The 26,310-nt window shown below is 31.3% G+C and carries 17 protein-coding genes and 1 riboswitch; of the genes, 11 read left to right on the top strand and 6 right to left on the bottom strand.

The annotated features are described in order from the left end of the window. Nucleotides 1-20: 20 nt before the first annotated feature. From hydE to trpS, 5 genes are all read left to right on the top strand, one after another. Complete coding sequence (gene hydE / locus B5S50_RS08705) at nt 21-1,058, top strand: [FeFe] hydrogenase H-cluster radical SAM maturase HydE (protein WP_217303609.1); 1,038 nt, start codon at nt 21-23, stop codon at nt 1,056-1,058. Nucleotides 1,059-1,111: 53 nt separating this feature from the next. Continuing rightward, a riboswitch (Lysine riboswitch) is annotated at nt 1,112-1,316 on the top strand. A 99-nt stretch (nt 1,317-1,415) separates the two neighbouring features. Then, on the top strand, nt 1,416-2,618 hold the full coding sequence (locus B5S50_RS08700; protein ID WP_065078354.1) for an aspartate kinase: 1,203 nt from the start codon (nt 1,416-1,418) through the stop codon (nt 2,616-2,618). A 107-nt stretch (nt 2,619-2,725) separates the two neighbouring features. Continuing rightward, the gene (gene lysA, locus B5S50_RS08695; RefSeq protein WP_065078353.1) at nt 2,726-4,021 is read left to right on the top strand and encodes a diaminopimelate decarboxylase; all 1,296 of its coding nucleotides are present in this window, start codon (nt 2,726-2,728) and stop codon (nt 4,019-4,021) included. A 96-nt stretch (nt 4,022-4,117) separates the two neighbouring features. Beyond that, complete coding sequence (locus B5S50_RS08690; protein WP_217303608.1) at nt 4,118-12,757, top strand: glucoamylase family protein; 8,640 nt, start codon at nt 4,118-4,120, stop codon at nt 12,755-12,757. A gap of 362 nt (nt 12,758-13,119) precedes the next feature. Then, nucleotides 13,120-14,130, top strand: a complete 1,011-nt coding sequence (trpS, locus tag B5S50_RS08685; RefSeq protein WP_065078351.1) for a tryptophan--tRNA ligase — start codon at nt 13,120-13,122, stop codon at nt 14,128-14,130. A gap of 65 nt (nt 14,131-14,195) precedes the next feature. On the opposite strand, the gene B5S50_RS08680 is transcribed toward trpS, so the two are convergent. Beyond that, on the bottom strand, nt 14,196-15,788 hold the full coding sequence (locus B5S50_RS08680; protein WP_065078350.1) for a peptide chain release factor 3: 1,593 nt from the start codon (nt 15,786-15,788) through the stop codon (nt 14,196-14,198). Nucleotides 15,789-16,009: 221 nt separating this feature from the next. Between B5S50_RS08680 and yidA the strand changes: the two genes are divergently transcribed. Both yidA and B5S50_RS08670 read left to right on the top strand, forming a co-directional pair. Then, a complete protein-coding gene (gene yidA / locus B5S50_RS08675; RefSeq protein WP_065078349.1) occupies nt 16,010-16,828 on the top strand; it encodes a sugar-phosphatase in 819 nt (272 codons plus the stop codon). Nucleotides 16,829-17,230: 402 nt separating this feature from the next. Continuing rightward, the gene (locus tag B5S50_RS08670; RefSeq protein WP_217302540.1) at nt 17,231-18,619 is read left to right on the top strand and encodes a transposase; all 1,389 of its coding nucleotides are present in this window, start codon (nt 17,231-17,233) and stop codon (nt 18,617-18,619) included. A gap of 48 nt (nt 18,620-18,667) precedes the next feature. On the opposite strand, the gene B5S50_RS08665 is transcribed toward B5S50_RS08670, so the two are convergent. Then, nucleotides 18,668-19,654: a phosphatase PAP2 family protein gene (locus tag B5S50_RS08665; protein WP_065078348.1), complete on the bottom strand. Its 987-nt coding sequence runs from the start codon at nt 19,652-19,654 to the stop codon at nt 18,668-18,670. 502 nt (nt 19,655-20,156) lie between these two features. On the opposite strand from B5S50_RS08665, the gene B5S50_RS08660 reads away from it, so the two are divergent. Then, nucleotides 20,157-20,717, top strand: coding sequence for an ECF transporter S component (locus tag B5S50_RS08660; protein ID WP_023162403.1), 561 nt, complete (start codon nt 20,157-20,159; stop codon nt 20,715-20,717). A gap of 31 nt (nt 20,718-20,748) precedes the next feature. Here B5S50_RS08660 and B5S50_RS08655 read toward each other — a convergent pair whose 3' ends face one another. Further along, nucleotides 20,749-20,913, bottom strand: a complete 165-nt coding sequence (locus B5S50_RS08655) for a zinc-ribbon domain-containing protein (protein WP_065078347.1) — start codon at nt 20,911-20,913, stop codon at nt 20,749-20,751. Nucleotides 20,914-21,260: 347 nt separating this feature from the next. Here B5S50_RS08655 and B5S50_RS08650 point away from each other — a divergent pair, with 347 nt between their 5' ends. From B5S50_RS08650 to tyrS, 3 genes are all read left to right on the top strand, one after another. Further along, nucleotides 21,261-22,409: a helix-turn-helix domain-containing protein gene (locus B5S50_RS08650; RefSeq protein ID WP_065078346.1), complete on the top strand. Its 1,149-nt coding sequence runs from the start codon at nt 21,261-21,263 to the stop codon at nt 22,407-22,409. 139 nt (nt 22,410-22,548) lie between these two features. After that, entirely contained in the window at nt 22,549-22,959 is a 411-nt protein-coding gene (locus B5S50_RS08645; RefSeq protein ID WP_065078345.1) for a hypothetical protein, read from the top strand. 255 nt (nt 22,960-23,214) lie between these two features. Then, nucleotides 23,215-24,435 (top strand): tyrosine--tRNA ligase, encoded by a 1,221-nt coding sequence (gene tyrS / locus B5S50_RS08640; protein WP_065078344.1) that lies wholly within the window; start codon nt 23,215-23,217, stop codon nt 24,433-24,435. A 257-nt stretch (nt 24,436-24,692) separates the two neighbouring features. Here tyrS and rimI read toward each other — a convergent pair whose 3' ends face one another. From rimI to tsaE, 3 genes are read right to left on the bottom strand one after another with little or no spacing between them, the layout of a single operon-like run. Then, the gene (gene rimI, locus B5S50_RS08635) at nt 24,693-25,142 is read right to left on the bottom strand and encodes a ribosomal protein S18-alanine N-acetyltransferase (protein WP_217303607.1); all 450 of its coding nucleotides are present in this window, start codon (nt 25,140-25,142) and stop codon (nt 24,693-24,695) included. Then, nucleotides 25,135-25,848 (bottom strand): tRNA (adenosine(37)-N6)-threonylcarbamoyltransferase complex dimerization subunit type 1 TsaB, encoded by a 714-nt coding sequence (tsaB, locus tag B5S50_RS08630; RefSeq protein ID WP_217303606.1) that lies wholly within the window; start codon nt 25,846-25,848, stop codon nt 25,135-25,137. The genes rimI and tsaB overlap by 8 nt, the downstream gene beginning before the upstream one ends. Before the next feature lie 4 nt (nt 25,849-25,852). Then, nucleotides 25,853-26,308, bottom strand: a complete 456-nt coding sequence (tsaE, locus tag B5S50_RS08625; RefSeq protein ID WP_013240421.1) for a tRNA (adenosine(37)-N6)-threonylcarbamoyltransferase complex ATPase subunit type 1 TsaE — start codon at nt 26,306-26,308, stop codon at nt 25,853-25,855. Nucleotides 26,309-26,310: the final 2 nt, after the last annotated feature.

Genomic DNA, 26,310 nt, shown 5'->3' with positions numbered 1-26,310 from the left:
TTGTAAAGGAGATATGATCTATGGGGGATAAATTACTAGAATCAATTGAAAAAGCTGAATTGAATCATACACTTGATAAAAGTGAAATAGTTGAATTATTTAACAGTAACGAGCATAATGAAGAACTTTTTAAAGCGGCAGACAGAGTAAGAAAAAAATATGTGGGGGATGAAGTACATCTAAGAGGGCTGATAGAATTTTCTAATATATGCAAAAGAAATTGCATGTACTGCGGACTTAGACGTGATAATAAAAATATTAAAAGGTATAGAATAGAGCCGGATAAAATAATTGAATTAGCAAAAAAAGCAGTAGGATACGGCTACAAAACAGTTGTTTTGCAGTCTGGAGAAGACGATTACTATACTGTAGATAGGCTTAAATACATAATATCAAATATAAAAAAAATGGACATAGCTGTAACTCTCAGCATAGGTGAAAAGACTTTTGAAGAATATAAAGCTTTTAAAGAAGCTGGAGCAGATAGATATTTAATAAGAATAGAAACTACGGATCCGGAATTGTATGCAAAAATGGACCCCGGGATGAGTTATGAAAATAGAAAGCGCTGCTTGAAAGATCTTGGAAAGTTAGGGTATGAAGTTGGTACAGGATGCCTTATAGGTCTTCCTGGTCAAACTTTTGAGTCACTTGCAGAGGATATACTATTTTTTAAAGAAATAGACGCAGATATGGTAGGCGTAGGGCCTTTTATTCCAAATGCAGATACGCCTTTAAGAGATGAAAAAGGTGGAACGTTCATAAATGCTCTTAAAGTTATGGCTATAAGCAGACTGATTATGCCGGATATTAATCTTCCCGGTACAACAGCTATGGAAACTTTGAATCCAAGAGGCAGGACTATAGCTCTTCAGAGTGGAGCTAATGTAGTTATGCCAAATGTAACAGAAGGTGTGTATAGGAAACTTTATGCACTTTATCCAGGTAAAATTTGTACAGGTGATACTCCTGCCCAATGCAGGGATTGTATAACCGGTAAAATAATTACCATAGGAAGGGTTATATCTGGTTCTAAAGGATTTAGAGTAAAAAAATAGTTGAAATCATTAAATATTTGTGATAAACTTAGAACAATTTAATAAATTAGTTACCTTAGGGTAGAGGTGCTGTAACTATCAGTATTTATTTTTAGTCGGCGGACGTTGAAAAATAAAGAAAGGAGCTGCAGCCGAAAAAACTAGTTTGGCGAAACTGTTTTTGGCTTTGTACATAATATGTTCAAAGCTGTCATTGAAAAGGCATATTCATTTTATATGATTTAATGGATATACTTTTAGTGGAGAGCTACAAAGGTACACGACCATGCATATTTGTGCAGTATAGGTGTTGTGTCCCTTTACTGCACTATTTTTTTATAAGATTCATTGATAACAAACAATTTAGGGAGGAGTATTATGGCAATTATTGTTCAGAAATATGGAGGGAGTTCAGTAGGAACTCCAGAGAAGATAAAAAATGTAGCAAAGACGGTAGTTAGTAGGGTTGAAAATGGAGACAGTCTAGTAGTTGTAGTATCAGCTATGGGAGATACTACAGATGACTTAATAGCCCTTTCCAAAAAAATTACAGATACCCCAGATAAGAGAGAATTAGATGCACTTTTGTCTACTGGCGAAATGATGTCCTGTGCACTGCTTGCTATGGCTATCAAAGATTTAGGATGTGATGCTGTAAGTTATACAGCTTATCAAATTGGCATAAAAACTAGTGGACAATATGGCAAATCTCTTATATGTGATATAAATGGAGAAAAAATAAAGAAAAGTTTGGATGAAGGAAAAGTTGTAATTGCAGCAGGTTTCCAGGGTGTAAATGATAAAGGAGATATAACTACTCTAGGAAGAGGAGGGTCAGATACCTCAGCTGTTGCAATAGCTGTAAAACTAAAAGGAAGTTGTGAGATATATACAGATGTAGATGGCATATACAGTGTAGATCCTAGAAAATATAAAGACGCTAAAAAGCTAGATGAAATAGATTATGAGGAAATGCTTGAACTTTCAAGTTTAGGTGCTCAAGTTATGCATTCTAGATCCATAGAATTAGCTCAAAAGTATAATATACCTGTATATGTGGGATTAAGCAATAGTGATATAAAAGGAACAGTTATTAAGGGGGTAGATAGTATGAATTTAGAGAGTAAACCAGTAACAGGACTTGCAACAAGTGATGAAGATGCAGCAATAACGCTAACAAATATTGATAACGACATAAACATTATTTCCAATTTATTTGAGAAGATAGCAGAAAAGAGAGTAAATGTAGATATGATAAGCCAAACTGCACCTGTAAGTGGAAAGGTGAATATATCATTTACTGTACCAAAAGTTGATTTAAAAGATTGTCTTACCATTTTAAAAAACTATTTTAATGAAGAAACTAAAGTTGATATAGATGAAAACATTACTAAATTTTCAGTAGTTGGTATAGGAATGAAAACTACTTCCGGAGTAGTTGCAAAGATGCTTAAATTATTTAAAGAAAACAATATAGGTGTAAAGATGATAACTACATCTGAGATAAGAATTACTTGTGCTATAAAACAAGAAGATAAAATGAAAACTATAAACGTAGTAGCAAAAGAGTTTAATTTATAATTTTATTCGGGTAAAATTTATTAATAGTTATTATAAATCTTGACGTGTATTCGGAGTATGTTTATGAAATTAAAAGCATACTTAAAAACTTTTGGGAGGAAACCAGTGTGAAGATGATGGGTAGCATGGAAATCAGAAACAATGTTTTATACATTGGTGGGATGAGTACGGGGGAATTAGTAAAAGAATTTAAGACTCCTCTCTATGTAATGGATGAAGAATTAGTAAGGGATAGGTGCAGGAGATATTACAAATCTTTCGAGGCTGATAAAGCTAATAAGGTCACTTATGCGGGTAAAGCCTTTTTAACTTTGGCTATGTGTCAGATAATAAACAGTGAGGGATTGTATTTGGATGTAGTATCAGATGGAGAATTGTATACTGCACTAAAAAGCGGCTTTCCTATGGAAAAGGTCTATTTTCATGGAAATAATAAAACTTTAGATGAAATAGATATGGGAGTAAAACTGGGAGTAGGTAAGTTTGTAGTAGATAATTTCTATGAGATGGAAAAGATAAATTCTACAGCAAAGAAATATGGTAAAATACAAGAAATACTCCTTAGAGTGACACCAGGAATAGAAGCTCATACCCATGACTATATAAAAACTGGTCAAATAGATTCTAAATTTGGATTTACCATGTTAAATAATGAGGTTATGAATATAATAAAAAGTGCAGTTGATTTTCCTAATTTAAAATTTGTTGGAATCCACTGTCATATAGGTTCTCAAATATTTGAAACCAAACCTTATGAAGACGAAGTTGAAATTATGTTAAGTTTAGTTAAAAAAATAAAAGATGAATTGGGCTGTGAAGTAGAGGAATTAGACCTTGGTGGAGGATTTGGAATATACTATACTGAAGGGGATAAGCCTAAATCTGTAGAAGATTTTTGCAGTATTATACTTCAAAAGGCAAGGGAAAAAGCTAAAGAGCTTGATTTAAAACTTCCTACTCTTGTGATAGAACCTGGAAGGTCTATAATTGGTAATGCGGGAACAACTCTTTATACCGTAGGGTCTATAAAGAATATTCCAGACGTAAGAAAATATGTATCTGTAGATGGAGGCATGGCGGACAATATAAGGCCGGCTTTATATGGTGCAAAATACGAGTGTGTTCTAGCAAATAGAGTAAATGATGGTGCAAAAGAAACAGTTACTATAGCTGGAAAATCTTGCGAATCGGGAGACATATTGATAAAAGATGTGGAGCTCCCGGAAAGCAAAAGCGGTGACATATTAGCTGTGTTTACCACAGGAGCTTATGGATATTCTATGTCTAGTAATTATAATAAGATTCCCAAACCTGCAGCAGTTTTAGTAAAGGAAGGAAAGGCAAGGCTAATTGCTAAAAGGCAAAGCTTTGATGATCTAATAGAAAATGAAATAATGTTATAATTTAAATCCATCCTGAGTGTGAATTAATATTTTGTGCTTTTATTGGGAACAATAATCAAAGCAAAATTCTTTTTCACAGGAAAGGATGGATTTTTTATGCTTTACATTGTATGCATTATAGGTATAGGGATAATTTTATTACTCATGATGACTTATAGCAAACTCAATAAGGTTGATTGTGGAAATGAAAATGTAGGAGAGGATATTTCTACACTAATTGTTGATAGAGAAGAATTAAAGAAATATGCTAGAGAAATATCAACTGTTCCATCTGCAGTTCAAAGAAAAAGCTGCAAAAAGCAATTAATAAAGAGTTTGGATAAAAGTTACGGAAGGATTTTAGCTGGATACAATTTTTTTGATGAGGAAATTAAAAATAGAGAGGAAATAGTATCCTGCGCCGAATGGCTTTTAGATAACTTGTATTTGGTAAAAAAGGAATACAAAGATATAAAAAATAATATGTCTGAAAAATATTATAAAAATCTCCCTGTAATGACTGAAGGCACTATGAAGGGTTTCCCTAGAATATACTACATTGCTAGGGAAATGTTATCGAAAACTCAAGGAACTGTAAAAGAAGATACCATAGAAACATTCATAAATGCATATCAGGAAAACACAATATTAAAAAGTGGAGAACTCTGGGCAATACCTATAATGATAAGGATAGCTTTGATTCAAAATATAAGTAATATAACTGATCGTATGGTATTTATGCAAAAAGAAAGAAAGAGGGCAAAAAGTGAAGCAGAGGATATTATAAATTCTAAAGAGAATGAGAATGAAATAATTCATAAGTTAAAGGATAAAAATATTAAATTTACGCCCCATTTTACAGAAGGATTCATTAAAACATTAAGGGATAATTTTATAGGAAATGCTGAAATATACAAATGGATAGACGAGGAGTTAGATAAAGAAGATAGCAGTGTTAAAAGGATGGTAAATATAAATCATCAAAAGCAGGGTGTATGCCAGATTTCTATGGAAAATTCTATAAGTGGAATGGTAGAAATATCTGCATTGAACTGGAAAGAAAACTTTGAAAGATTGTCCTATGTAGAAGAAATATTGAAAATGGATCCTTCAGGAATTTACAGTGAAATGGATTTTAAGTCTAAGGACTATTATAGACATAGAATAGAGAAAATGTCTAAAAATATAAACATACCTGAATCTTTTATAGCCAAGAAAGCTATAGAGTGTGCAAAAGAAGCTTGTGGAAAAGAATACGAAAAACATGTAGGGTATTATTTAATCGATAAGGGTATAAGCTGTCTTGAGAAAAAGATAAAAAACAGTACAAGAGAATATAAAAATTTGCATTACAAAGTTCAAAATAAAATAACAGTTAACTTCTATATAGGTAGTATTGTGTTTGGAACTATTTTTCTAGATGCGCTCATAAGTGGTATAAATTTTTATGTAGAGAACTTACCTTTGTGGAAATATATATTAGGAGCAATTGTGCTCTTTATACCTTTAAGCGATATATTTATATCCATATTCAACTGGAGTGTAAATAAACTTGTAAAACCAAGGTTTATACCTAAAATCGAATTTAGAGATGGTGTACCTGAAAAGTTCAGTACGGTAGTAGTAATACCTGCTATTATAAACGATAGTAAGCAGGTTAAAAAACTGATAGGCGATATGGAGGTCTATTATCTCGCAAATGAAGAAAAAAATTTGTATTTTGCACTATTGGGGGATTTTAAGGATGGTTTTGAAAGAGAAAAGAAAGATGATAAATTAATAGTAGATACAGCTTTAAGTGAAATAGAAAAATTAAATAAGAAATATTCTGCAAAGGGAAAAGATAAATTCTATTTTTTAAGCAGATTTAGAAAATATAATGAGAAAGAGGGAAAGTGGATTGGATGGGAAAGAAAACGTGGAAAGCTTATGGAGTTCAACTCTCTTATAAGGGAAAATGATAATACAAGTTATGATGTTATAAGTGGCGACATAAAAAATTTATATGATGTAAAGTATGTTATAACTTTGGATGCAGATACTAAATTGCCTAAAGATACAGCTAGATTCCTCATAGGAGCTATGGCTCATCCACTAAACATACCTTATCTGAATAGTGATGGTAAAAAAGTAATAAGAGGACACGGCATTATGCAGCCTAGAGTAAGCGTCAGTGTATTAAGTGCAAATAAAACGATCCATTCCAGCATATTTTCAGGTGAAACAGGAATAGACGTATATACAAATGCCATTTCTGATGTGTATGAAGATTTATTTGACGAAGGTATATTTACGGGTAAAGGCATTTATGATGTAGATGTATTTAACAGCGTTTTAAAAGGTGAAATACCCGAAAATTCTGTATTAAGCCATGATCTTTTAGAAGGATCTTATGCAAGAGCCGCTCTTGTGACTGATATAGAACTTGTAGATGGATATCCTGCTTACTATAATACAAGTTGTAAAAGACTTCATAGGTGGGTAAGAGGAGACTGGCAGCTCCTTCCCTGGTTATTAAAAAAAAGTTCTTTAAATAGGTTATCAAAGTGGAAGATAATAGATAACTTAAGAAGAAGCATTATAGCACCCTCCATAATGGTGTTAATTATAATGTCTATGACATTATTTAAAAATTTAAATGATTTTTTGGTAGTAGCTTTTGTTTCAATACTTTCACCTATACTTTTTGATGTATCTGAAACAGTAGTTTCTCCTATAAAGGGAAATGGACTTTCAGGTAAAATAAGTAATTTTAAGACTGTAGTAGAACAATTTTTTCTAATACTAAGTTTTCTACCTTATCAGGCATATTTGATGTTAGATGCTATAATTAGAACTCTTTACAGGCTTTTTATAAGTAAAAAAAATTTACTTCAATGGCAGACTGCAGCAGATGCAGAGGCCACTTGTAAAAAGGGATTGGAAAGTTATTTAAGATCTATGTGGATAGGCAGTGCATTAGGTATTATTGTAGCTTTTTTGGGTTTTAGAAGCTCTGTAGAAGATGCTGTTTTGGTAATACCTTCCTGTATAATCTGGATTTTTTCACCATGGATTGCGTTTAACATAAGCAATGAAAGAAAAAATACTGAGGAAGAGATTCACAAGGAAGAAAAAGATATATTGAGAAGATTGGGAAGAAAAACTTGGGCTTATTTTGAAGATTTTATATCACCTGAAAGTAATTGGCTTTCTCCGGACAATTATCAGGAAGAACCTTATAAGGGAGTAGCCTACAGAACTTCTCCTACTAATATGGCCATGGGAATTTCATCCAATATAGTTGCTTACGACTTAGGATATATAGGCATAAAAGAGCTCATATATAGACTCCAACATATAATATCCAATATGGAGTCTTTAGAAAGGTATAGGGGACATTTTTATAATTGGTATGACATAAAAAATAAAGTCCCTCTAAAGCCTAGATTTATATCTACAGTTGATAGCGGAAATTTAGTGGCATATATGTGGCTTACAGAAGAATCACTGGAAGAATATTTGAGCTATCCTATAATAAATAAAAATTTGCCAGATGGATTTAAGGATACTTTGAAGCTAGCGCAAAATGAATTATATAGTAATTCTAAAATTGAATATGCTTATGATAGTTTTATAGATAAACTTTCTAAGGATAATTTAAATATATTTTCCTTAGAAAGTTTCTTGAGGGATTTAAATAGAGAATGTATCAAATTCATAGGGATTGGTAAGAACTTATATTGGAATGAGAAAGTTAAAAATATGACCTGTAAACTTACGGATGAATTAAGTGAATTTTTCCCCTGGATTTATTTCATAAAGGAAAATGACGAATTTCATGATTTTAGGGGTAAATTAAACGAATTGGCAACTAAAATTCCTTTAAAAAAGGTTCCAGAAGTTTTTGATAAATTGATTAATTTTATAGATAAAGATAATAAAAAAGATTTTTCAGAAGAAGAAAATAGACGTAAAGATGATTTGAAAAAATTATTATTGGACAGTAAATTAAATTTATGTAACTTCATATCTAATGTAAAAAATATAATAGGAAAATTGAAAAGCATTGATGAAGATCATAATTTTAGTATGCTTTATAGTAAAAAAAGACAGCTTTTTGCTATAGGATATGATGTTGAAAAAGATACTATTGGCAAAAATTATTATGACCTTCTAGCATCTGAGGCAAGGCAGGCTAGTTTTGTATCCATAGCTAAAGGTGAGATTAAACAAAATCACTGGTTTAATCTTGGTAGGGCCATGGCTTCTATGGGAGGTGGAAAGGCATTAGTTTCTTGGTCTGGAACTATGTTTGAATATTTAATGCCCCTTATAATTATGAAAAGCTTCCCTAATACCTTGTTAAGTGAAACCTATGAATATGTGGTTAAAGCCCAAAAAAAATATGGTGAAAAAAGAAGGATTCCCTGGGGAATTTCAGAATCTGCTTACTATGACTTTGACATAAATTCTATATATCAGTATAAGGCTTTTGGAATACCAGCAGCTGGATTAAAAAGGGGACTTATTAACGAATTGGTAATTGCACCTTATGCATCCTTAATGGCTCTTCAGGTTGATTTTAAAAGTGCATTTTGTAACATAAAAGATCTTATAAAATCTAATGCTGAGGGCAGATATGGATTTTATGAAGCTATAGATTATACCAAGGAAAGACTTGCAAGAAATCAAAAGTGTGCTCTGGTAAAGTGTTTTATGATACATCATCAGGGAATGAGTTTTATGTCACTGGATAATGTGCTTATGGAAAATGTACTTCAGGAAAGATTTCATAAAATCCCTAAGGTAAAATCCGCAGAACTTTTACTTCAGGAGAAAATTCCTAATAATATAATCTATAATCATGAAGAACATAGTGTAAATGAAAAACCTATAGTAAAAAATGAAAATGTAATTGCCAGGAAGTTTACGGGAGCATGTACAGAAATACCAGTGGTGAATATAATTTCTAGCAACAATTATTCTATGATGATAACCAATAGTGGCAGCGGATATAGTAAAAGAGGGAACATGACAATTTATAGATGGCGTGAGGATGCAACAAAAGATGATACGGGAATGTTTTTTTATATAAAAAATATAAATTCAAATGAATATTGGAGTGCTACTTATGAACCTTGTGAATATGAAGGAGAGAACTATGAAGTAGTATTTTCGCCTGATAAATCAGAATTTAGAAGAAAAGATGGAAACTTAAGAACTTATACAGAAGTTACTGTGTGCCAAGAAGAAGAAGGTGAAGTGAGAAGAATTTCTATTACAAATACAGGTGAAAAGAGGAGAGAAGTTGAAATAACCAGTTATATGGAAGTAACCTTGTCACCTTATAATGCGGACTTAGTTCATCCTGCATTCCAAAAATTATTTATAGAGACTGAATTTATACACAATCCTTTATGTTTGCTTGCAAGTAGGAGGCCTAGAAAAAAAGATGAAAAAAGGCCATGGTTAGTGCAGACTATAGCAGTGGAAGGAGAACAATTAGGTTCTATCCAGTATGAGACCAGCAGGATGAAGTTTATAGGAAGAAATAGAAATCTAAGAAACCCAAGGGCAATGGATAATGATGTGCAGCTTACTAAGTCCGTAGGAGCTGTAATTGATCCTGTAATAAGCATTAGAGTAAGAATAGCCGTAGACCCAGGGAAAACATGTAAGGTAGCTTATACTACTGGAATTACAAGCTCCAGAGAAAAGGCAATTGAAATTGGAAATAAGTATAGGGATATGTTTAATGTAAATAGAGTATTTAAACTGTCATGGACAGAATCTCAGATGGAAATGAAGTATTTAGGTATAAAATCCAATCAAATAAATATATATCAAAAAATGGCCTCGAGGATTTTATTCTTAAATAGCTCTCTTGAGCAAAGAAAAGAATACATTATGAATATAAAAAAAGGGCAGTCTGCTTTATGGCCTTATGGAATTTCAGGTGATTTACCTATAGTACTTGCCATTATAAGGAATGACAATCATATGTCACTTGTAAGACAGCTTTTAAGTGCACATGAGTATTGGATGTGGAAAGGGTTGTCGGTAGATTTAGTTTTTATAAATTTACAAGATAGCTCATATATGCAGTCTCTTCAAAATAAGTTAGGGGATGCTGTGAATTCTAAAGCTTCAAGATATAAGAAAAATATAGATGGGGCAGTATTTTTATATAATAAAGATAACATGAAGAAAGAAGATATAGAACTCCTTATAGGCATATCTAAATTTGTAATAGATGGAGATAAGGGAGAACTGTTTGAGCAGGTTGAAGATAGTATGTATTTACCAGAAGGTGGTAGTATGGAGAAGATTGGCGAAAGTACAAAGCTAGCCTTTGAAAACAAATCTTCTTATCATTTTCAACTTCCAGAGCTTCAGTATTTTAATGAGGTAGGTGGATTTTCTTCAGAAGGAAAATCTTATACTATAGTGCTAAAAGATTATAATCATACCCCGGTTCCATGGATAAATGTAATTTCAAATAAAAAGTTTGGATTTCATATTTCTGAAAGTGGTACTTCTTATACATGGAATAAAAATAGTAGGGAAAATAAACTTACAACCTGGTCAAATGACCCAGTTATGGATGGGGAGTCTGAAAGTATATATTTAAGAGACGAGATTACAGGACAGATATGGAGTATATCTCCCGAACCTATAAGAGATTCGGGACAATATGTAATAGAACATGGATTTGGGTATTCCAATTTTAAACATGAGGCTAATGGAATAGTAGGTGAAATGGATGTTTTTGCTGATATGGATGAAAGCGTAAAAGTGTTCAAAATAAAGCTAAAGAATATAAGTGGAAAGAGAAGAAAGATTTCAATAACTTATTATGCAAAATTAGTATTGGGAGTTTGCCATGAGCAGACAGCACAGTATATATGTACAGGATTTAATAAGAAATCGGAATATATATATGCTAAAAATCCATATAGTGAGCACTTTAATCAAGGAATATGTTACATGAAAATTTTAGGAGGAGAAGAACTTTCCTATACTGCTAGTAGAAAGGAATTCATAGGTAGGGGAGGAGATATATCTAAACCTAGAGCACTGGAATTTCAGCAATTCTCTAACAAAGTAGGTGCAGGATTTGATCCTTGTTTAGCTGAGAATGTAAAAGTAGAACTGGATACAAATTCAGAAGAAGAGGTACTAATTTTATTTGGAGAAGAAGATAGCTCTGAAGAAGTAAGAAGGGTAGTTGAAAAATATAGTAGTATAAAAAATGCATATATGGAATTAGAAAAGGTTCAGGAGTATTGGTCAAAGTTGTTTGGAACTATACAAGTGGATACTCCAGATGAATCTATGAATATAATGTTGAATGGCTGGCTTATGTATCAGGTTATATCTTGCAGATACTGGGCAAGAACAGCTTTTTACCAATCCGGAGGTGCCTATGGATTTAGAGACCAGCTTCAAGATGTAATGGCTGTTTGCTATATAGATCCATCTGAAACTAGAAAACATATAATATACAGCGCTTCAAGACAGTATCTTGAGGGAGATGTACAGCATTGGTGGCATCCATTTGTTGAAAGTGGAATTAGAACTAGATTTTCCGACGATTTGCTTTGGCTTCCTTATGTAGTAGAAGACTATATACAAAATACAGGTGATTACAGCATATTGTCTGAAAAAGCTTTGTATTTGGAAGACACTGATCTTCAAGATGGAGAAGATGAAAGATATAATATATCAAATGTGTCAGAAAAGAGCGGAACCATATATGAACATTGCATAAGAGCAATTGAAAAATCCCTTAAATTTGGAAGTCACAATATACCGCTTATTGGTTCTGGAGATTGGAATGATGGTATGAGCACTGTAGGAAATAAAGGACAGGGAGAAAGCGTATGGCTTGGATGGTTTTTATATAATATACTGGATAAATTCATACCTATATGTACATTTGAAGGAGACGTGGAAAGTTCAAATAAATACTCAGAGCTAAAAGAATTTATAAGGGAAAACATAGAGGAAAATGCATGGGATGGCGGCTGGTATAGAAGAGCATATTTTGATGATGGAACTCCACTTGGTTCTGCAATGAATGAAGAGTGTCAAATTGATTCCATTTCTCAATCTTGGGCTGTTATATCAGGTGCAGCAAAAGAGTCTAGAGCAAAAGAAGCTATGGAGGCCCTGGAAAGAAATCTCATAAGAAGAGATAAGGGAATTATATTGCTTTTAAGTCCGGCTTTTGATAAATCTAATTTAGAACCAGGTTATATTAAAGGATATGTGCCTGGCGTCAGGGAAAATGGAGGCCAGTATACCCACGCTGCTATATGGTCAATTTTAGCACTAGCTAAAATGGGATATAACAATAAGGCATACAGTGCATTTTCTATGATAAATCCTATAAACCATAGTAACACATATTTAAATTGTCAGGTTTATAAAGTGGAACCTTATGTTATGGCAGCAGATGTATATGCAGTTGAGCCTCATACTGGAAGAGGAGGATGGAGCTGGTATACAGGTGCGGCAGGATGGATGTATAGAGCTGGAATAGAGTCAATACTTGGAATGCAATTCAAAGAAAAATTAGGATTTACAGTTTCTCCTTGTATACCAGATAGTTGGAATGGTTTTAGTATGAAATACACGAGAGAAAAATGTATTTACAATATACAGGTTTTAAAAGACAATGAAAAGGGAATATGGTTAGATGGAAACAAGGTACCACAAGATACAATACCTTTTTTAAGAGAGGGCGAGCATGAAGTAAAAGTATATATATAACCTAGGAAAAAATTTCCATAGCATTTTTTACGGGTTTATAGTAGAATATATGATAATATTCGATATAGTTTAAATCCTTTGAAAGAAAGCAAGTAAATTTAAAAACAGATTTTTAGAGAGCTGTATGAGGTGAAATTACAGTAATTATGCTTGAATTGAATGGATTCTTGAGGAGAAAAATGAATTAAATTAGTAGTTTTAACCGTAAGTCTTACGTTATAAAGGCAGGATGTTTTGTAATCCATATGAGAAAAAGATGTAACTTTATCTTTTTGAATTTAGGTGGTACAGCGGTAAATACGCCCTATGATTTTTATATCATAGGGATTTTTTTTATAAATGCTTAAAGGGAGGCAATAATCATGGAAGAAAAGAAAAAAGTAATATTTAGTGGCATTCAACCTTCAGGAAATTTAACTATAGGAAATTATTTTGGAGCTTTAAAAAATTGGGTAAAACTTCAAGACAAATATGATTGTTATTTTTGTGTAGTAGATTTACATGCAATAACTGTAAGGCAGGAACCAAAAGATTTGAGAAGAAGAACCCTGGAAGTGCTTGCAATATATTTAGCAGCAGGCATAGATCCAGAAAAAAATACTATATTTATTCAATCTCATGTTCCTACTCACTGTGAAGCAGCATGGCTTTTAAATTGTTTTACTTATGTAGGAGAATTGGAAAGAATGACTCAGTACAAGAGTAAATCTAAAAAATATGAAAATGGTGGTTCTATAAGTGCAGGACTTTTAAACTACCCTGTACTTATGGCAGCAGATATATTGATTTATAATGCAGACCTTGTTCCTGTAGGTAAGGATCAAACACAGCATGTAGAATTAACTAGAGATATAGCAGAGAGGTTTAACAATCTATATAGTCCTACATTTACTATGCCAGAAGCATACATACCAGAGGATGGAGCTAAAATAATGGATTTACAAGATCCTACAAAGAAAATGTCTAAGTCATCAGATAATCCTAACAGCTACATACTTATTATGGATAAACCAGAAGATATAAAAAGAAAGATAAATAGGTGTGTTACTGACAGTATTGGAAAAGTAAAATATAATGATGACCAACCAGGAGTTAAAAATCTTATAAATATAATGAGTGCTGTAACTGGAATGAGCCATGAGGAAATAGAGAAAAAATATGAAGACAAAGGTTATGCTGAATTTAAAAATGATACGGCAGAAGCTTTAATAGGTGAGCTAAAGCCAATACAGGATAAAGTCAATGAGTTCCTTCAAGATAAAAAATATCTAGAGGACATATATAAAAAAGGTGCAGAAAAGGCTTATTATGTATCAAGCAAGGTACTTAGAAAAATGCAGAAAAAGATAGGATTTATTCCTGTTTCAAAGTAAATAAAATTTTTACAAAGAAAATAGCCAGCTTCAATTCAGTAGAGAATTGAAGCTGGCTTATTATTTTATTCTGTTTTACCTATATCTGATAGCTCAAGGCCTTTATTGTGTTCAAGTGCCCAACTAATAGACCACTCACTTTGAAATATTAAAAGGTCTCTTCCTTTTAGGTCTTTTACTTTTTTAGTATCGCTTGTTAAAATAAGGTCTTCTACCTTTGAAGTAGAGCTTTCTATCCACCTTATAGCTCTATAAGGAAGCATGTCGACTTTTATATCTACATTATATTCATTTTTCATTCTGTACTCTAGCACTTCAAACTGAAGAACACCAACCACACCTATGATGATTTCCTCAATTCCTATATTTAACTGCTTAAATACTTGAATTGCACCTTCTTCTGAAATCTCACTTATACCTTTTATAAATTGTTTTCTTTTCATGGTATCTATGGTTTTTACTCTGGCGAAATGTTCTGGGGCAAACACCGGGATGCTTTCAAATTTTAATTTTTTATTCGTAGGACATAATGTATCTCCTATATTATAAATTCCAGGATCAAATACACCTAGTATATCCCCTGCATAAGCTTCTTCTACTATTTCCCTATCTTGAGCTAGAAACTGCTGGGGCTGAGAAAGCCTTACTTTATTTCCTCCCTGAAAATGGAATACTTCCATACCCTTTTTAAATTTACCTGAACATATTCTCATAAAGGCAATTCTATCCCTATGTGCAGGATTCATATTTGCCTGTATTTTAAATATAAAAGCAGAAAAATCATCACTAAAAGGATCTATTTCCCCAATGTCTGAGTTCCTTGGTAGGGGTGGTGTAGTTAAATTTAAAAATTCCTTTAAAAAAGGTTCTACCCCGAAATTGGTGAGGGCACTTCCAAAAAATACAGGAGTAAGTGAACCTTCTCTAACTTTTTTTATGTCAAATTGGTCTCCTGCAATATCCAAAAGTTCTATATCGTCTTTTAGTTTTTCATGTAAAGCTTCACCTAATAAGTCTTTAAAAACATTGTCATCTACAGAGCCTTCTATGGATTCTACTGCTGTTTGACCATGATTTCCGCCATTAAATACTTCTATTAGACTTTTTTCCCTATCATATATTCCCTTGAAGTCTTTACCGGATCCTATAGGCCAATTCATTGGGTAGGATTTTATTCCTAAAACATTTTCTAGGTCATCCATTAATTCAAAAGGATCCTTACTTTCTCTATCCATTTTATTTATAAATGTAAATATGGGAATTCCACGTAAACTGCATACATTAAACAGTTTTTTAGTCTGTGCTTCAACTCCCTTTGCTGCATCTATTACCATTACTGCACTATCTGCTGCCATTAAAGTTCTATATGTATCTTCACTAAAATCCTGATGGCCTGGTGTATCTAATATATTTATACAAAAATTATTATAGTTAAATTGCATTACTGATGATGTTACAGAAATACCTCTTTGTTTTTCTATTTCCATCCAATCAGATACTGCGTGTTTTGAAGCCTTTCTTGCCTTAACAGAACCAGCAAGTCTTATGGCGCCCCCGTATAATAACAGTTTTTCAGTAAGAGTTGTTTTACCTGCATCTGGGTGAGATATTATTGCAAAAGTTCTTCTTTTTTCTATCTCTTTTTTTAAGTCTGCCACTACCTTTTCTCTCCTCTTTTTTTATTAGTTTCATCACTGATTTTAACTTTATTATATATTAATGTCAACTTGTGTTGTCTGTAAAATTTAAACGTTTAATTCTAATGCTTATGGGTTAATATAAGGTATTTTACGATTTAAACTTATTTTTTGTAAATGATATAATTATTATGAGATATTATTTAATGGTATAAGATAGCACCTATATATGGAGGGGATTTATGTATAAACTAGTAGGAATTGATATGGATGGTACTTTGCTTAGAGATGACAAAAGCATTTCAGAGGAAAATTACAATGCTATTCAAAAGGCTAAAGAGCTTGGAATAAAAATTGTACTAGCTACTGGAAGGCCTTTAAAGGGAATTGAAAAGTATTTAAAACAATTGAAATTGACTTCAGAAGGAGATTATTCTGTAGCCTTTAATGGAGCAGTAGTTCAAAAAAACAATAATGCTGAAGTTATAAGTGAAAATTTACTTAAGCATGAAGATTTAGAATACTTATATAGCTTAAGTAAGGAATTAGGTGTAAATATTCATACCCTTACTTTTGATTTTTGTGCTGCAGCTAAGCTAAATAAATATAGTAAATTGGAATCTTCTTTAAATAAGATGCAGCTTAAAATATTAGATTTGAACGAAATTCCTGATTATGTACCTATAGTAAAAGTTATGTTTGTAGATGAGGAAGCAAAGCTTTCAAGGGCCATAGAAAATTTACCTAAAACAGTATATGAGAAATATACTGTACTTAGAAGTGAACCATATTTTTTAGAGTTTATAAACAAAAATGTAAACAAAGGATTCGGTATACAAGTTTTAAAGGAGAAGCTAAATATAAGTAGGAATGAAATAATATGCATAGGCGATGCAGGAAATGATATTCATATGATAAAATATGCAGGGCTGGGTGTAGCTATGGAAAATGCTTTTCCCGAAGCAAAAAGAGCTGCAGATTATATTACAAAAACTAATGAGCAAAATGGAGTGGCACATGTAATAAATAAATTTATACTAGAACAATGTGTTGTAAAATAGAATCTCAATAGAGTTTCTAAACGAAAAATCAACTTATACTCCGGATATTTTTACAACCTTCAGCTCGTTAAATATTTTGATAAGTCTAAGTAAAAAATTCTAAAAAAGCTAAGAACTTTTGAAAACTCGTACCTCAGACAATTCAAAAGTTCTAAGTTTTTATGAATTTTTTTCTAAGACTTATATACAAAATATTTAAATGAGCTTCATTATTGTAAAAATATGCCTGCGTATAAGTTGATTTTTAAGTTAGAAAGCCTATTCGGTGATTCTAATTAACTCAACTTTCGCACATAAAAATTAAGGCGAAAGCCTTCAGAATAAACACATAAAGCAAAAAAACATTCCTTTTGGTATAATAGAATTGCTAAAAACACCACACCAAAGAAAGGAATGTTTCTTATGAATACTATTATATCAAATGATACTACTGATAAACAATTTAATTTTACTATAAATAGATTTTTTAAAGACAACAAAATTGGACATATACTTAGGCAATGCAATTTTTCTAAAGAAAAAGGATTTTCATGTATTAAAATATTTCAATATATTTTTATGCTTGTTTTTACTGGAAAAAACTTATTTAGAAACTTGGAGTCTGGAAAAAATAATCAATTTTCAAAGGATACTGTATATAGATTTCTTAATTCACCAAACTTTAATTGGAGAAAGTTTTTGTTTTTACTTTCTTCATCAATCATAAAAAATATTATTGTACCACTTACTTCAAAAGATAGAGTTAATGTACTTGTAGTTGATGACTCTTTATACAGTAGGTGCAGGAGCAAATCTGTTGAACTTCTTGCAAGAGTTCATGACCATGTTGAACATAAATATGTCAAAGGCTTTCGCCTTCTCACCCTTGGTTGGTCAGATGGCAATACTTTTTTACCTCTTGCTTTCACTCTGCTTTCTTCCGAAAAGGAGAAAAACAGACTTTGTCCTGAAAACCACAATATTGATAAAAGAACCAATGGTTCTAAACTTCGTAAGGAGGCTGTTTTAAAGTCACCTGAGGTTATGATTAGTTTACTTAAACAAGTTTCAAAATATGCTATTCCTGCATCATATGTTCTTTTTGACAGTTGGTTTACGTACCCAAAAACTCTTATACAGATTTTAGAACTCAAACTTAATACTATTGCTATGGTCAAAGCAATGCCAAGGGTTTACTACAATTACAACGGTAAGTTATTGAACCTTAAAAATCTCTATGCTAATTTAAGAAAAAAGCGTGGTAAGGCAAAAATTCTTTCTTCTGTTATTGTAGGTATTGGCTCTGACAAAAATAGTAATGAGGTAAAAGCAAAAATTGTATTTGTAAGAGATAGAAACAGAAGTAGAAAATGGCTTGCTTTAATTTCTACAAATATATCCTTAGATGACAATGAGATAATAAGAATTTATGGAAAACGCTGGGATATAGAGGTTTTCTTTAAAATGAACAAGTCTTTTCTAAAACTCGCTAAAGAGTTTCAAGGGCGTTCTTATGATTCCATGGTTTCACATACTTCTATAGTTTTTACCAGATACATTATGCTTACTTTAGAGAGCCGTAAGAATAATGACGTTAGAACTATTGGTGGTTTTTTTTATCAATGCTGTGATGAACTTCAAGATATCCAATTTTGTGAAGTAATGAATATTATTATAGATATTCTAAAAAGTGTATTAACTGAAAAACTTCTTCTTTCAAAGAACGTTATTGACTCAATAATAGATAGTTTTATTGCTGCTTTGCCTTGTTATATCAAGGAGAAATTAGTCTTTTTGTCCTGCGAAAGTTGAGTAATTAAAGTTTAAACTTAATATAATATAAGCGTTTTAGTTTTCAAACTAATTTTTCATAGTTTCCAAATAGTAATTACTTACATATATAGCCTTTTTCTTCTTGTAATAAAACATGTCTAATGGCTTCTGGACAAGTACTTTACCTTTAGCCAAAATAAAGTCTACTAATTTTACAGTTAGGTAAGCTAATAACATTCCAGCAAAAACATCTATTACCCAATGAACTTCTAGGTATAGAGTTGCAAATATTACACTTAAACAGAAAAAACCAAATACACATTTCCATATTTTGTTCCTTTCTCTAAGAACTAATAAAAACATGGCAAAGCATATAGATGTATGCATAGATGGAAAACAATTAAGAGCAACGCCTGCAGCAGCACTTGGACTTAAATGTCTATCAAGACCATCAGGTTGTCCAAGTACGAACCATACTTCCTGTAAATGAAAAATAAGATAAAATGGAGTTATTAAAAATATTTGTACTACATGTGCAGATAAAATATAACGCAGCATTTTTTTAAAATCCTTGGCTAAGGTAGATCTATACACTGCAAGTAAAACGGGTAGTACAAAACCGTTATTATATACCATTCTAAAAAACCAGGTTAAAGTTTCTGTTTTATAAATCCTTGCAAAACTTCCATCATTAAAAGGTATTTTACTAAATATAGGATTAAGATCTACTACTATTTTTCTACTTATTTGCCAATGCAGCATTTTCCCCCAAAATGCATATCCGTGCTGTTCTATGTAAAATATGAACGCAAAAAATGGAATACATAATATTAAGAAAGGGATTAATTTAATATCATTTCTAATATCTGAATAGACTGTAAAACACATTAAAGCAAGCATACCCAAATATATCTTACTAGTTAAACTGATAGATGGATATTGAACTAGATGTAAAGTCTTTTGTAAGAAATATAAACCTATAAGAATAAAGTAGTATTTACTTAGTAAATTCAATAATATCTTAAATGTGTGCTGCGTAGTTTTCCATATTTTATTTTCTACAAATTTATACATGAAATTTATACCCCCCTTATGGACAAATAAATTATATCACTAGTAAAAGGGTAAGTATATAAAAAAATTTAACAATATTTTATCATATTTTACATAAATATAATCTAATTATCTTTTCTATATTTATTTGGCATTAGGGAGGAATAAGTTAAAATCAAATATAAAATGTTAATTTTATGAAGCATATTAGAATCGTTTTTTGCCCATAAATGCTGTGTCTATTATAAAAACAAAAGCACATATTAAAAGTAGCATGTTTATGAAAGTTAATCCTATTTTAAATATTGCACCTATAAATAGGAATATCAAAAAAAGGCTGCAGAGCCATTTAAAAAAAATCATTTTAAAATCTCCCTTATATAATTAAATAAAAATATCAAATGTATAAAATAGTATTTCCTATTTTATATGAATTAATACAAAAGCGTACCGCTACATTTTGAGTTTTTCATAAAAGAAAATATAATGTTATTAATTCAAATTTAAGGGGGTTATCACTACAATGGAACAAAAAAGATTAAGTGTAAGTGGTTTAAAAGTTAGAGACATTATTCAGGTATCACTTATGGCTGCAATAACTTATATTGCTACAGCTATAATTAATATACCAACAGGAGTATTGGTTAAAGGTGTTGTACATATGGGAGACAGTATGGTACTTTTAGCGGCTATATTAATTGGAAGAAAAAAGGCATTTTTATCTGCAGCTATAGGAATGAGTTTATTTGATGTTCTTTCATCCTATGTTATTTGGGCTCCGTTTACTTTTCTTATAAAAGGAATTATGGCTTGGATTGCAGCAACTATTGCTTACAGGGGAGAATATAATGGTGAAAAGTTTTGGAATAATATAATTGCATTTATTGTAGCTTGTATTTGGATGGTATCTGCATATTATGCAGCAGGAGTACTTATAATGCACTTTGTTACAAATATAGCTTTTTCAAAAGCCATCATTTTATCTGCAGCAGAAATCCCGGGAAATATAGCCCAGAGTATTGTAGGGATAGCTATAGCACTTCCATTAGCAAAAGTTTTAAAGAGAGCTAATTTAGGTAAATAATAAAGGAGAGGTTTTTACCTCTCCTAATTATTTATCTAGTTCTCATTCTATTTTTTTCAGCTTTTCTTTTTCTTCTACATTCAGGACATCTTACAGGATCATTTTCAAATCCTTTTTCCTTGTAGAATTCCTGTTCACCCTCTGTAAATACAAATTCTTTTCCGCAATCTTTACATACAATTGTTTTATCTGCCATAAAAAAACCTCCTTAACCTAGGACTAATTTTATTCTTGATAACCTACCTCCTAGGATTAAAAGGAGAATATAGCACCTTGAAAAAATTTGACCTAATATAAATATTATAATTAGAGTAAAACTCTAAGCTAATTATACCATATTTTAATAAAAAAACAATATTTTAAATAATTATAGCTTGTACCAATTCGTTGATATAACTAGCGTAGGAGAAAGTGTCAATTAATACACATGTTAATTTTAATTAAAGTTGAATGAATTAAAAATCTGTCAAATAACAATAGTAATGGGGTATAATTAAATTAAGTTTTATATATTAAACTTAAAAAAGTAATGGGGTTGTTTTCATGGATATAAAAAAATTTTTTAATTTATTAAAGAAAATGGAAGGACCGAAATTAGATTTTAAACAATTGCTAAATATTGATACTGATGGTGGAAGAAAAGAATTAGCTAAGGATGTATGTGCTATAGCAAATTCTAGAGGGGGAAGAGGATATATTATAATTGGAATTGAAGATAAAACTAAGAAAATAATAGGAGTAGACAAGAATTTTAGTGAAGAAAAAATACAGCAGATAATAAGTTCTAGAATAGAACCTCCCATACCAATTTCTCTAGAAACCTTAAAGTATAAGGGTAAAGATATAGTTATTATAAATATATATGATGGACCTCAAAAACCATATCAAATGAGAGAAAATGGAGCCTTTTACACGAGAAGAGGTTCAACAAATGATACGATGCGTAAACAGGAAATAATATCGGCTCTTCAGCAAAATTTAAATGTAAACACGGAATTGTGTCCTATACCACATAGCAAATTAAACTGTATAGATAATTGTATAGTAGATAAGTATTTTTTGTCTCAAGGAATAAAAGTAAATGATGAAAATAGATTGGGGCTAATGGAAGATGCTTCAATAATATATATAGATAAGGATTCAGGTAAGTATATGGTAACGTTAGGGGGACTTCTAATTTTTTCTAATACAAATAATGTATATATTCCCCATAATATGATAAAAATAGTTAATAGGATAAATAAAGATTTTAGAAAGGTGAGTATAATTCAGGGAAATCTATTGTCAATTATGGATAAGGCACAAGAGGCTATTGAGAATATTATACCAGTGAAATCATATCCCACAGAGGGGATAAGTGAAGGAATAAGAAATGCCGTAATGTATAGGGACTATTCTGACTTTTCTAGGGAAATAGAGGTTACAGTAAGCTATAATAGTGTAGTAATAACTAGCCCTGGAATGTTATCAAATAGGGAAAATGCAAATTACTATAATTATGCAAGAAGGAATATGTGGATATATGAAAAAATAATTACACTGGATTCTAAAAAGAGATTTACAGGAACTGCAGCAAGTTTTAGTAGAATTCAAAAGCTGTTTAAGAATGTAGGAAGAGTTAAATTTATAAATTCTATAAAAAATGATTATTTTAAGATTATATATCCTAGTATTAAGAAGTTGGGTAGTTAATATGCTATTAATAGTGGTAGGAAAAATAAAAATAATATTTTCCAAAATAATACACTTAAGTTATTGAAAAAATATTCTGAATATTATATAATTTATCTATAAGGATGACACCTGAATATTAAATTAAGGGGTGATAAAAATGATTCATGTATTTTGCAGCAAAAGAGGATCTGGGAAAACTAAAGAACTGATTAATTTGGCTAATGAAAAGACAATGATAGGGAGGGGGCATGTTGTCTATATAGATGATGATAGGGGACCACTGTGGCAATTGAACAGAGGAGTAAGATTTATAGTAACAAGTGATTTTAAATTAAAAAAAATAGAAGAGTTTTATGGTTTTTTGTGCGGCATACTTTCAGAAGATTATGATATTGATACAATTTTTATTGATGGATTGTTTAATATTGTAAAAGAAAATCTTCAGGATATGGCGCATTTATTTTATGCCATTGAAAAGCTGTCGGAGGAATACAAGGTTAATTTCTATATAAGTGTAAATGGAGAAAAAGAGGAGATACCTGAGTGTATTATGAAGTATGTAGCCTGATTAATGAAGTAATTTGTTTGTGAGAAAATAATGCTGGTTTTTATATAGTTAAGACTGGAGAATATATCTTCAGTCTTAAAATTTTTTAAAATAGTTTAAATTAGCATTAGTTTATGCTAATTACGCTATTTATTTAATTAAATTAAAATTACATAGGTAAATCATTTAAATGTTGATAAAAATAGGTTTTAAATATATACTATACAATATATAAGAGTACTATTGTACTTACTATTTGAAAGGTAGGGATTTAGGTTGCCTAACGTTTATGACATATTATTGGAACGTGGATACATAAAACAAAGTACACATGAAGAAGAAATAAGGGAGTTATTAGGAAAAGAAAAAGTGACATTTTATATAGGATTTGACCCAACAGCAGATAGTCTCCATGTGGGACACTTTTTACAAATGATGGTTATGCATTATATGCAAGAAGCAGGACATAGACCGATAGCTTTGCTTGGTGGTGGTACTACAATGGTTGGTGATCCTACTGGAAAAACTGATATGAGAAAGATGTTGTCTAAGGAACAAATAGAACATAATGCAGAGTGCTTTAAAAAGCAGTTTTCAAGGCTTGTGGATTTCAAAGATGATAAAGCTATTCTTGCTAACAATGCAGATTGGCTTTTAAATTTGAATTATATCGAATTCTTGAGAGATATAGGAGTTCATTTTTCCGTGAATAAAATGCTTACAGCAGAGTGCTTTAAACAGAGATTAGAGAGGGGATTGTCTTTCCTTGAATTTAACTACATGCTAATGCAGGGATATGATTTTCTAGAGTTAAATAGAAGATATGGCTGTGTTCTCGAATTAGGGGGAGATGACCAGTGGTCAAATATAATAGCAGGAGTAGAATTAATCAGGAAAAAAGAGCAGAAACCTGCTTTTGGGATGACTTTTACCCTTTTAACTAAAAGTGATGGTAAAAAGATGGGTAAGACAGAAGGAGGAGCTATATGGCTGGATCCTGAAAAAACATCACCTTATGAATTTTATCAGTACTGGAGAAACATAGGAGATGCTGATGTGGAAAAATGTCTAGCTCTTTTAACTTTTCTTCCAATGGATGAAGTGAAAAGACTTGGCTCACTTCCAGGTGAGAAGATAAATGAAGCTAAAAAAGTACTTGCATATGAGGTAACGAAGATTGTACATGGTGTAAAAGAAGCTGAAAAAGCTAAGGAAGCAGCAGAAGCTTTATTTTCTGGTGGACAGAATATGGAAAATGTACCTACTGTAGAAGTAGGTGAAAATTCACTTGGATGTTCCGTAGTGGAATTACTTGTTAACTTACAAATACTGACTTCAAAAAGTGAGGCAAGAAGGTTAATACAACAAAATGGACTCACTGTAAATGATGAAAAAATAACTGATCCAAAACTTTTAATTACAAAGGATAATTTTAAAGAGGGAAAAATGCTTATAAGAAGAGGAAAGAAAAAGTATAATAGGATTATACTAAAATAATACATAATTTAAGTATTAAACCTTCGTAGCTTAAAAAAATTACGAAACAATTTTTTAAAAGAACAAAGAACAAAGTTCAAATATCAGATAAGGATAATTTTCTTCCTAACGTCAGAAAATATTAAGATTATAGATTTCCTGAGGTACGATGGAAATCATCTTTATCTGTTCTTTATTATTTGAACTTTGTTATTTTCAAAAGCTTTGCTTCGCAATATTTTTATATTAAGTCAAAATTTCATATATGTGAAAATGCTTTAAATATTATATTTCCACATTATTAGAGCATCTTCTTTATTGTCTCTATAATATTCTTTACGTATACCGTTTTGTAAGAATCCGTACTTTTTATATAAGTTTTGAGCACGTACATTGGATTCTCTAACCTCTAAGGTCATACTTTTTATAAATTCAATTTTGCATATTTCTATAAGGGCCTCTAAAAGTAAACTACCAACACCTATACCCCTGTATTCTGGATGAACTGCTATATTTGTTATATGACCTTCGTCCAGTATAACCCACATGCCTGCATAGCCTATAACTATTCCTGATTTTTTAGCTGCAACATATTTTGTAAGAGCACTGTTTTCAATTTCTTTCTCTAGAGACTTTCTACTCCAGGGTGTAGGAAAACATAAAGAATCTATTACAAGAATCCTATCAATATGTTCTAGTTTTAAAGGGCAAATTTCTATATCACTCATGGATCTGGGACCTCAGCTTTTTTTCATATTCCCTTTCAGCTTGGGATTTTCTTAGATAAAAAGGTGCAAAACTATATAAATCGTCTTGTATACCGGATTTTAGAAGTTTTAATCCTAATTCACCTAAAGAAGAGGCTCTTGCCAAATTTAAATTTGCAGGTGAGAAACGAATTTGTTTTATATTTGAAATTAAATCATCCTTAAATTTCGGAACAGCATCTCCTATGAAACACACGGGCTCATTATAGTTGTTCAATGTTTTAACTAGATCTTCTATGGAAAGGAGCATATGGTCGCCTATCATATTTAATTTATTACCTGTAAAATTATAAAGGGCGGTGTATACATTTCCTCTAAGGGCATCTAATATAGGACAAATAATACCAGAGGTATAACATAAATTATAGGCTAATGCATCTAAGGAAGATACTCCTACAAAAGGTTTGCCTGTACCTTGGCTTAATCCTTTTATTACAGCAGCTCCAATTCTAAGTCCTGTAAAAGAACCAGGACCTTTTGAAACAACAAAGCCGTCTATAGAATGAATATCCATATCTAAGTTTTTTAAAAGAGTGTCTATCATAGGCATTAATACTGTGGAATGCTGCTTTTTATAATTAAAAGTAATTTCACCAAATAATTTATTATCGTCTATTACAGCACAAGTTGCTGATTCGGTGGAAGAATCTAAACTTAATATTTTCATGTTCTTATTTTAGCTCCTTTATGTAATCATATCTATTACCATGATATTTTATTATTATTTTTCTATAATTTGGACCTTTTTCTGGCAGTTTATAAATACTTACCCATATGCATTCTTTAGGTATTAATTCCTCAATATAATTTGCCCATTCTATAATGCTTACAGCATCACTGAAAATATACTCATCAAATCCAATTTCAGCAATTTCATCTATATCATTAACCCTGTATACATCAAAATGGTATAATTTTAGTCTTCCATAGTACTCATTTACTATAGTAAATGTAGGACTTGTTATAGGATCATCTATGTTAAGTCCCTTTGCTATTCCTTTTGTAAAATGGGTCTTTCCTGTACCCAAGTCACCATTTAGACAAATTATGTCACCAGCATTTAATAAGCTGCCTATTTTTTTGCCTAGATTAATGGTATCTTCAACACTATTTAAAATAAATTCCACAG

The organism is Clostridium sp. 001, from assembly GCF_019056555.1.
Classification (GTDB): domain Bacteria; phylum Bacillota; class Clostridia; order Clostridiales; family Clostridiaceae; genus Clostridium_B; species Clostridium_B ragsdalei.
Note: the sequence above shows the minus strand (reverse complement) of the source record. Positions and strands in the feature narration are given on the sequence as shown.

Bases quoted from the DNA above. Each gene is read 5' to 3' on its own strand.
- B5S50_RS08665 (WP_065078348.1), bottom strand. From the start codon at position 19,654: ATGTATAAATTTGTAGAAAATAAAATATGGAAAACTACGCAGCACACA.
- B5S50_RS08645 (WP_065078345.1), top strand. From the start codon at position 22,549: ATGATTCATGTATTTTGCAGCAAAAGAGGATCTGGGAAAACTAAAGAA.
- B5S50_RS08655 (WP_065078347.1), bottom strand. From the start codon at position 20,913: ATGGCAGATAAAACAATTGTATGTAAAGATTGCGGAAAAGAATTTGTA.
- tsaB (WP_217303606.1), bottom strand. From the start codon at position 25,848: ATGAAAATATTAAGTTTAGATTCTTCCACCGAATCAGCAACTTGTGCT.
- rimI (WP_217303607.1), bottom strand. From the start codon at position 25,142: ATGAGTGATATAGAAATTTGCCCTTTAAAACTAGAACATATTGATAGG.
- trpS (WP_065078351.1), top strand. From the start codon at position 13,120: ATGGAAGAAAAGAAAAAAGTAATATTTAGTGGCATTCAACCTTCAGGA.
- hydE (WP_217303609.1), top strand. From the start codon at position 21: ATGGGGGATAAATTACTAGAATCAATTGAAAAAGCTGAATTGAATCAT.
- B5S50_RS08670 (WP_217302540.1), top strand. From the start codon at position 17,231: ATGAATACTATTATATCAAATGATACTACTGATAAACAATTTAATTTT.
- yidA (WP_065078349.1), top strand. From the start codon at position 16,010: ATGTATAAACTAGTAGGAATTGATATGGATGGTACTTTGCTTAGAGAT.
- B5S50_RS08700 (WP_065078354.1), top strand. From the start codon at position 1,416: ATGGCAATTATTGTTCAGAAATATGGAGGGAGTTCAGTAGGAACTCCA.
- B5S50_RS08660 (WP_023162403.1), top strand. From the start codon at position 20,157: ATGGAACAAAAAAGATTAAGTGTAAGTGGTTTAAAAGTTAGAGACATT.
- B5S50_RS08650 (WP_065078346.1), top strand. From the start codon at position 21,261: ATGGATATAAAAAAATTTTTTAATTTATTAAAGAAAATGGAAGGACCG.
- B5S50_RS08690 (WP_217303608.1), top strand. From the start codon at position 4,118: ATGCTTTACATTGTATGCATTATAGGTATAGGGATAATTTTATTACTC.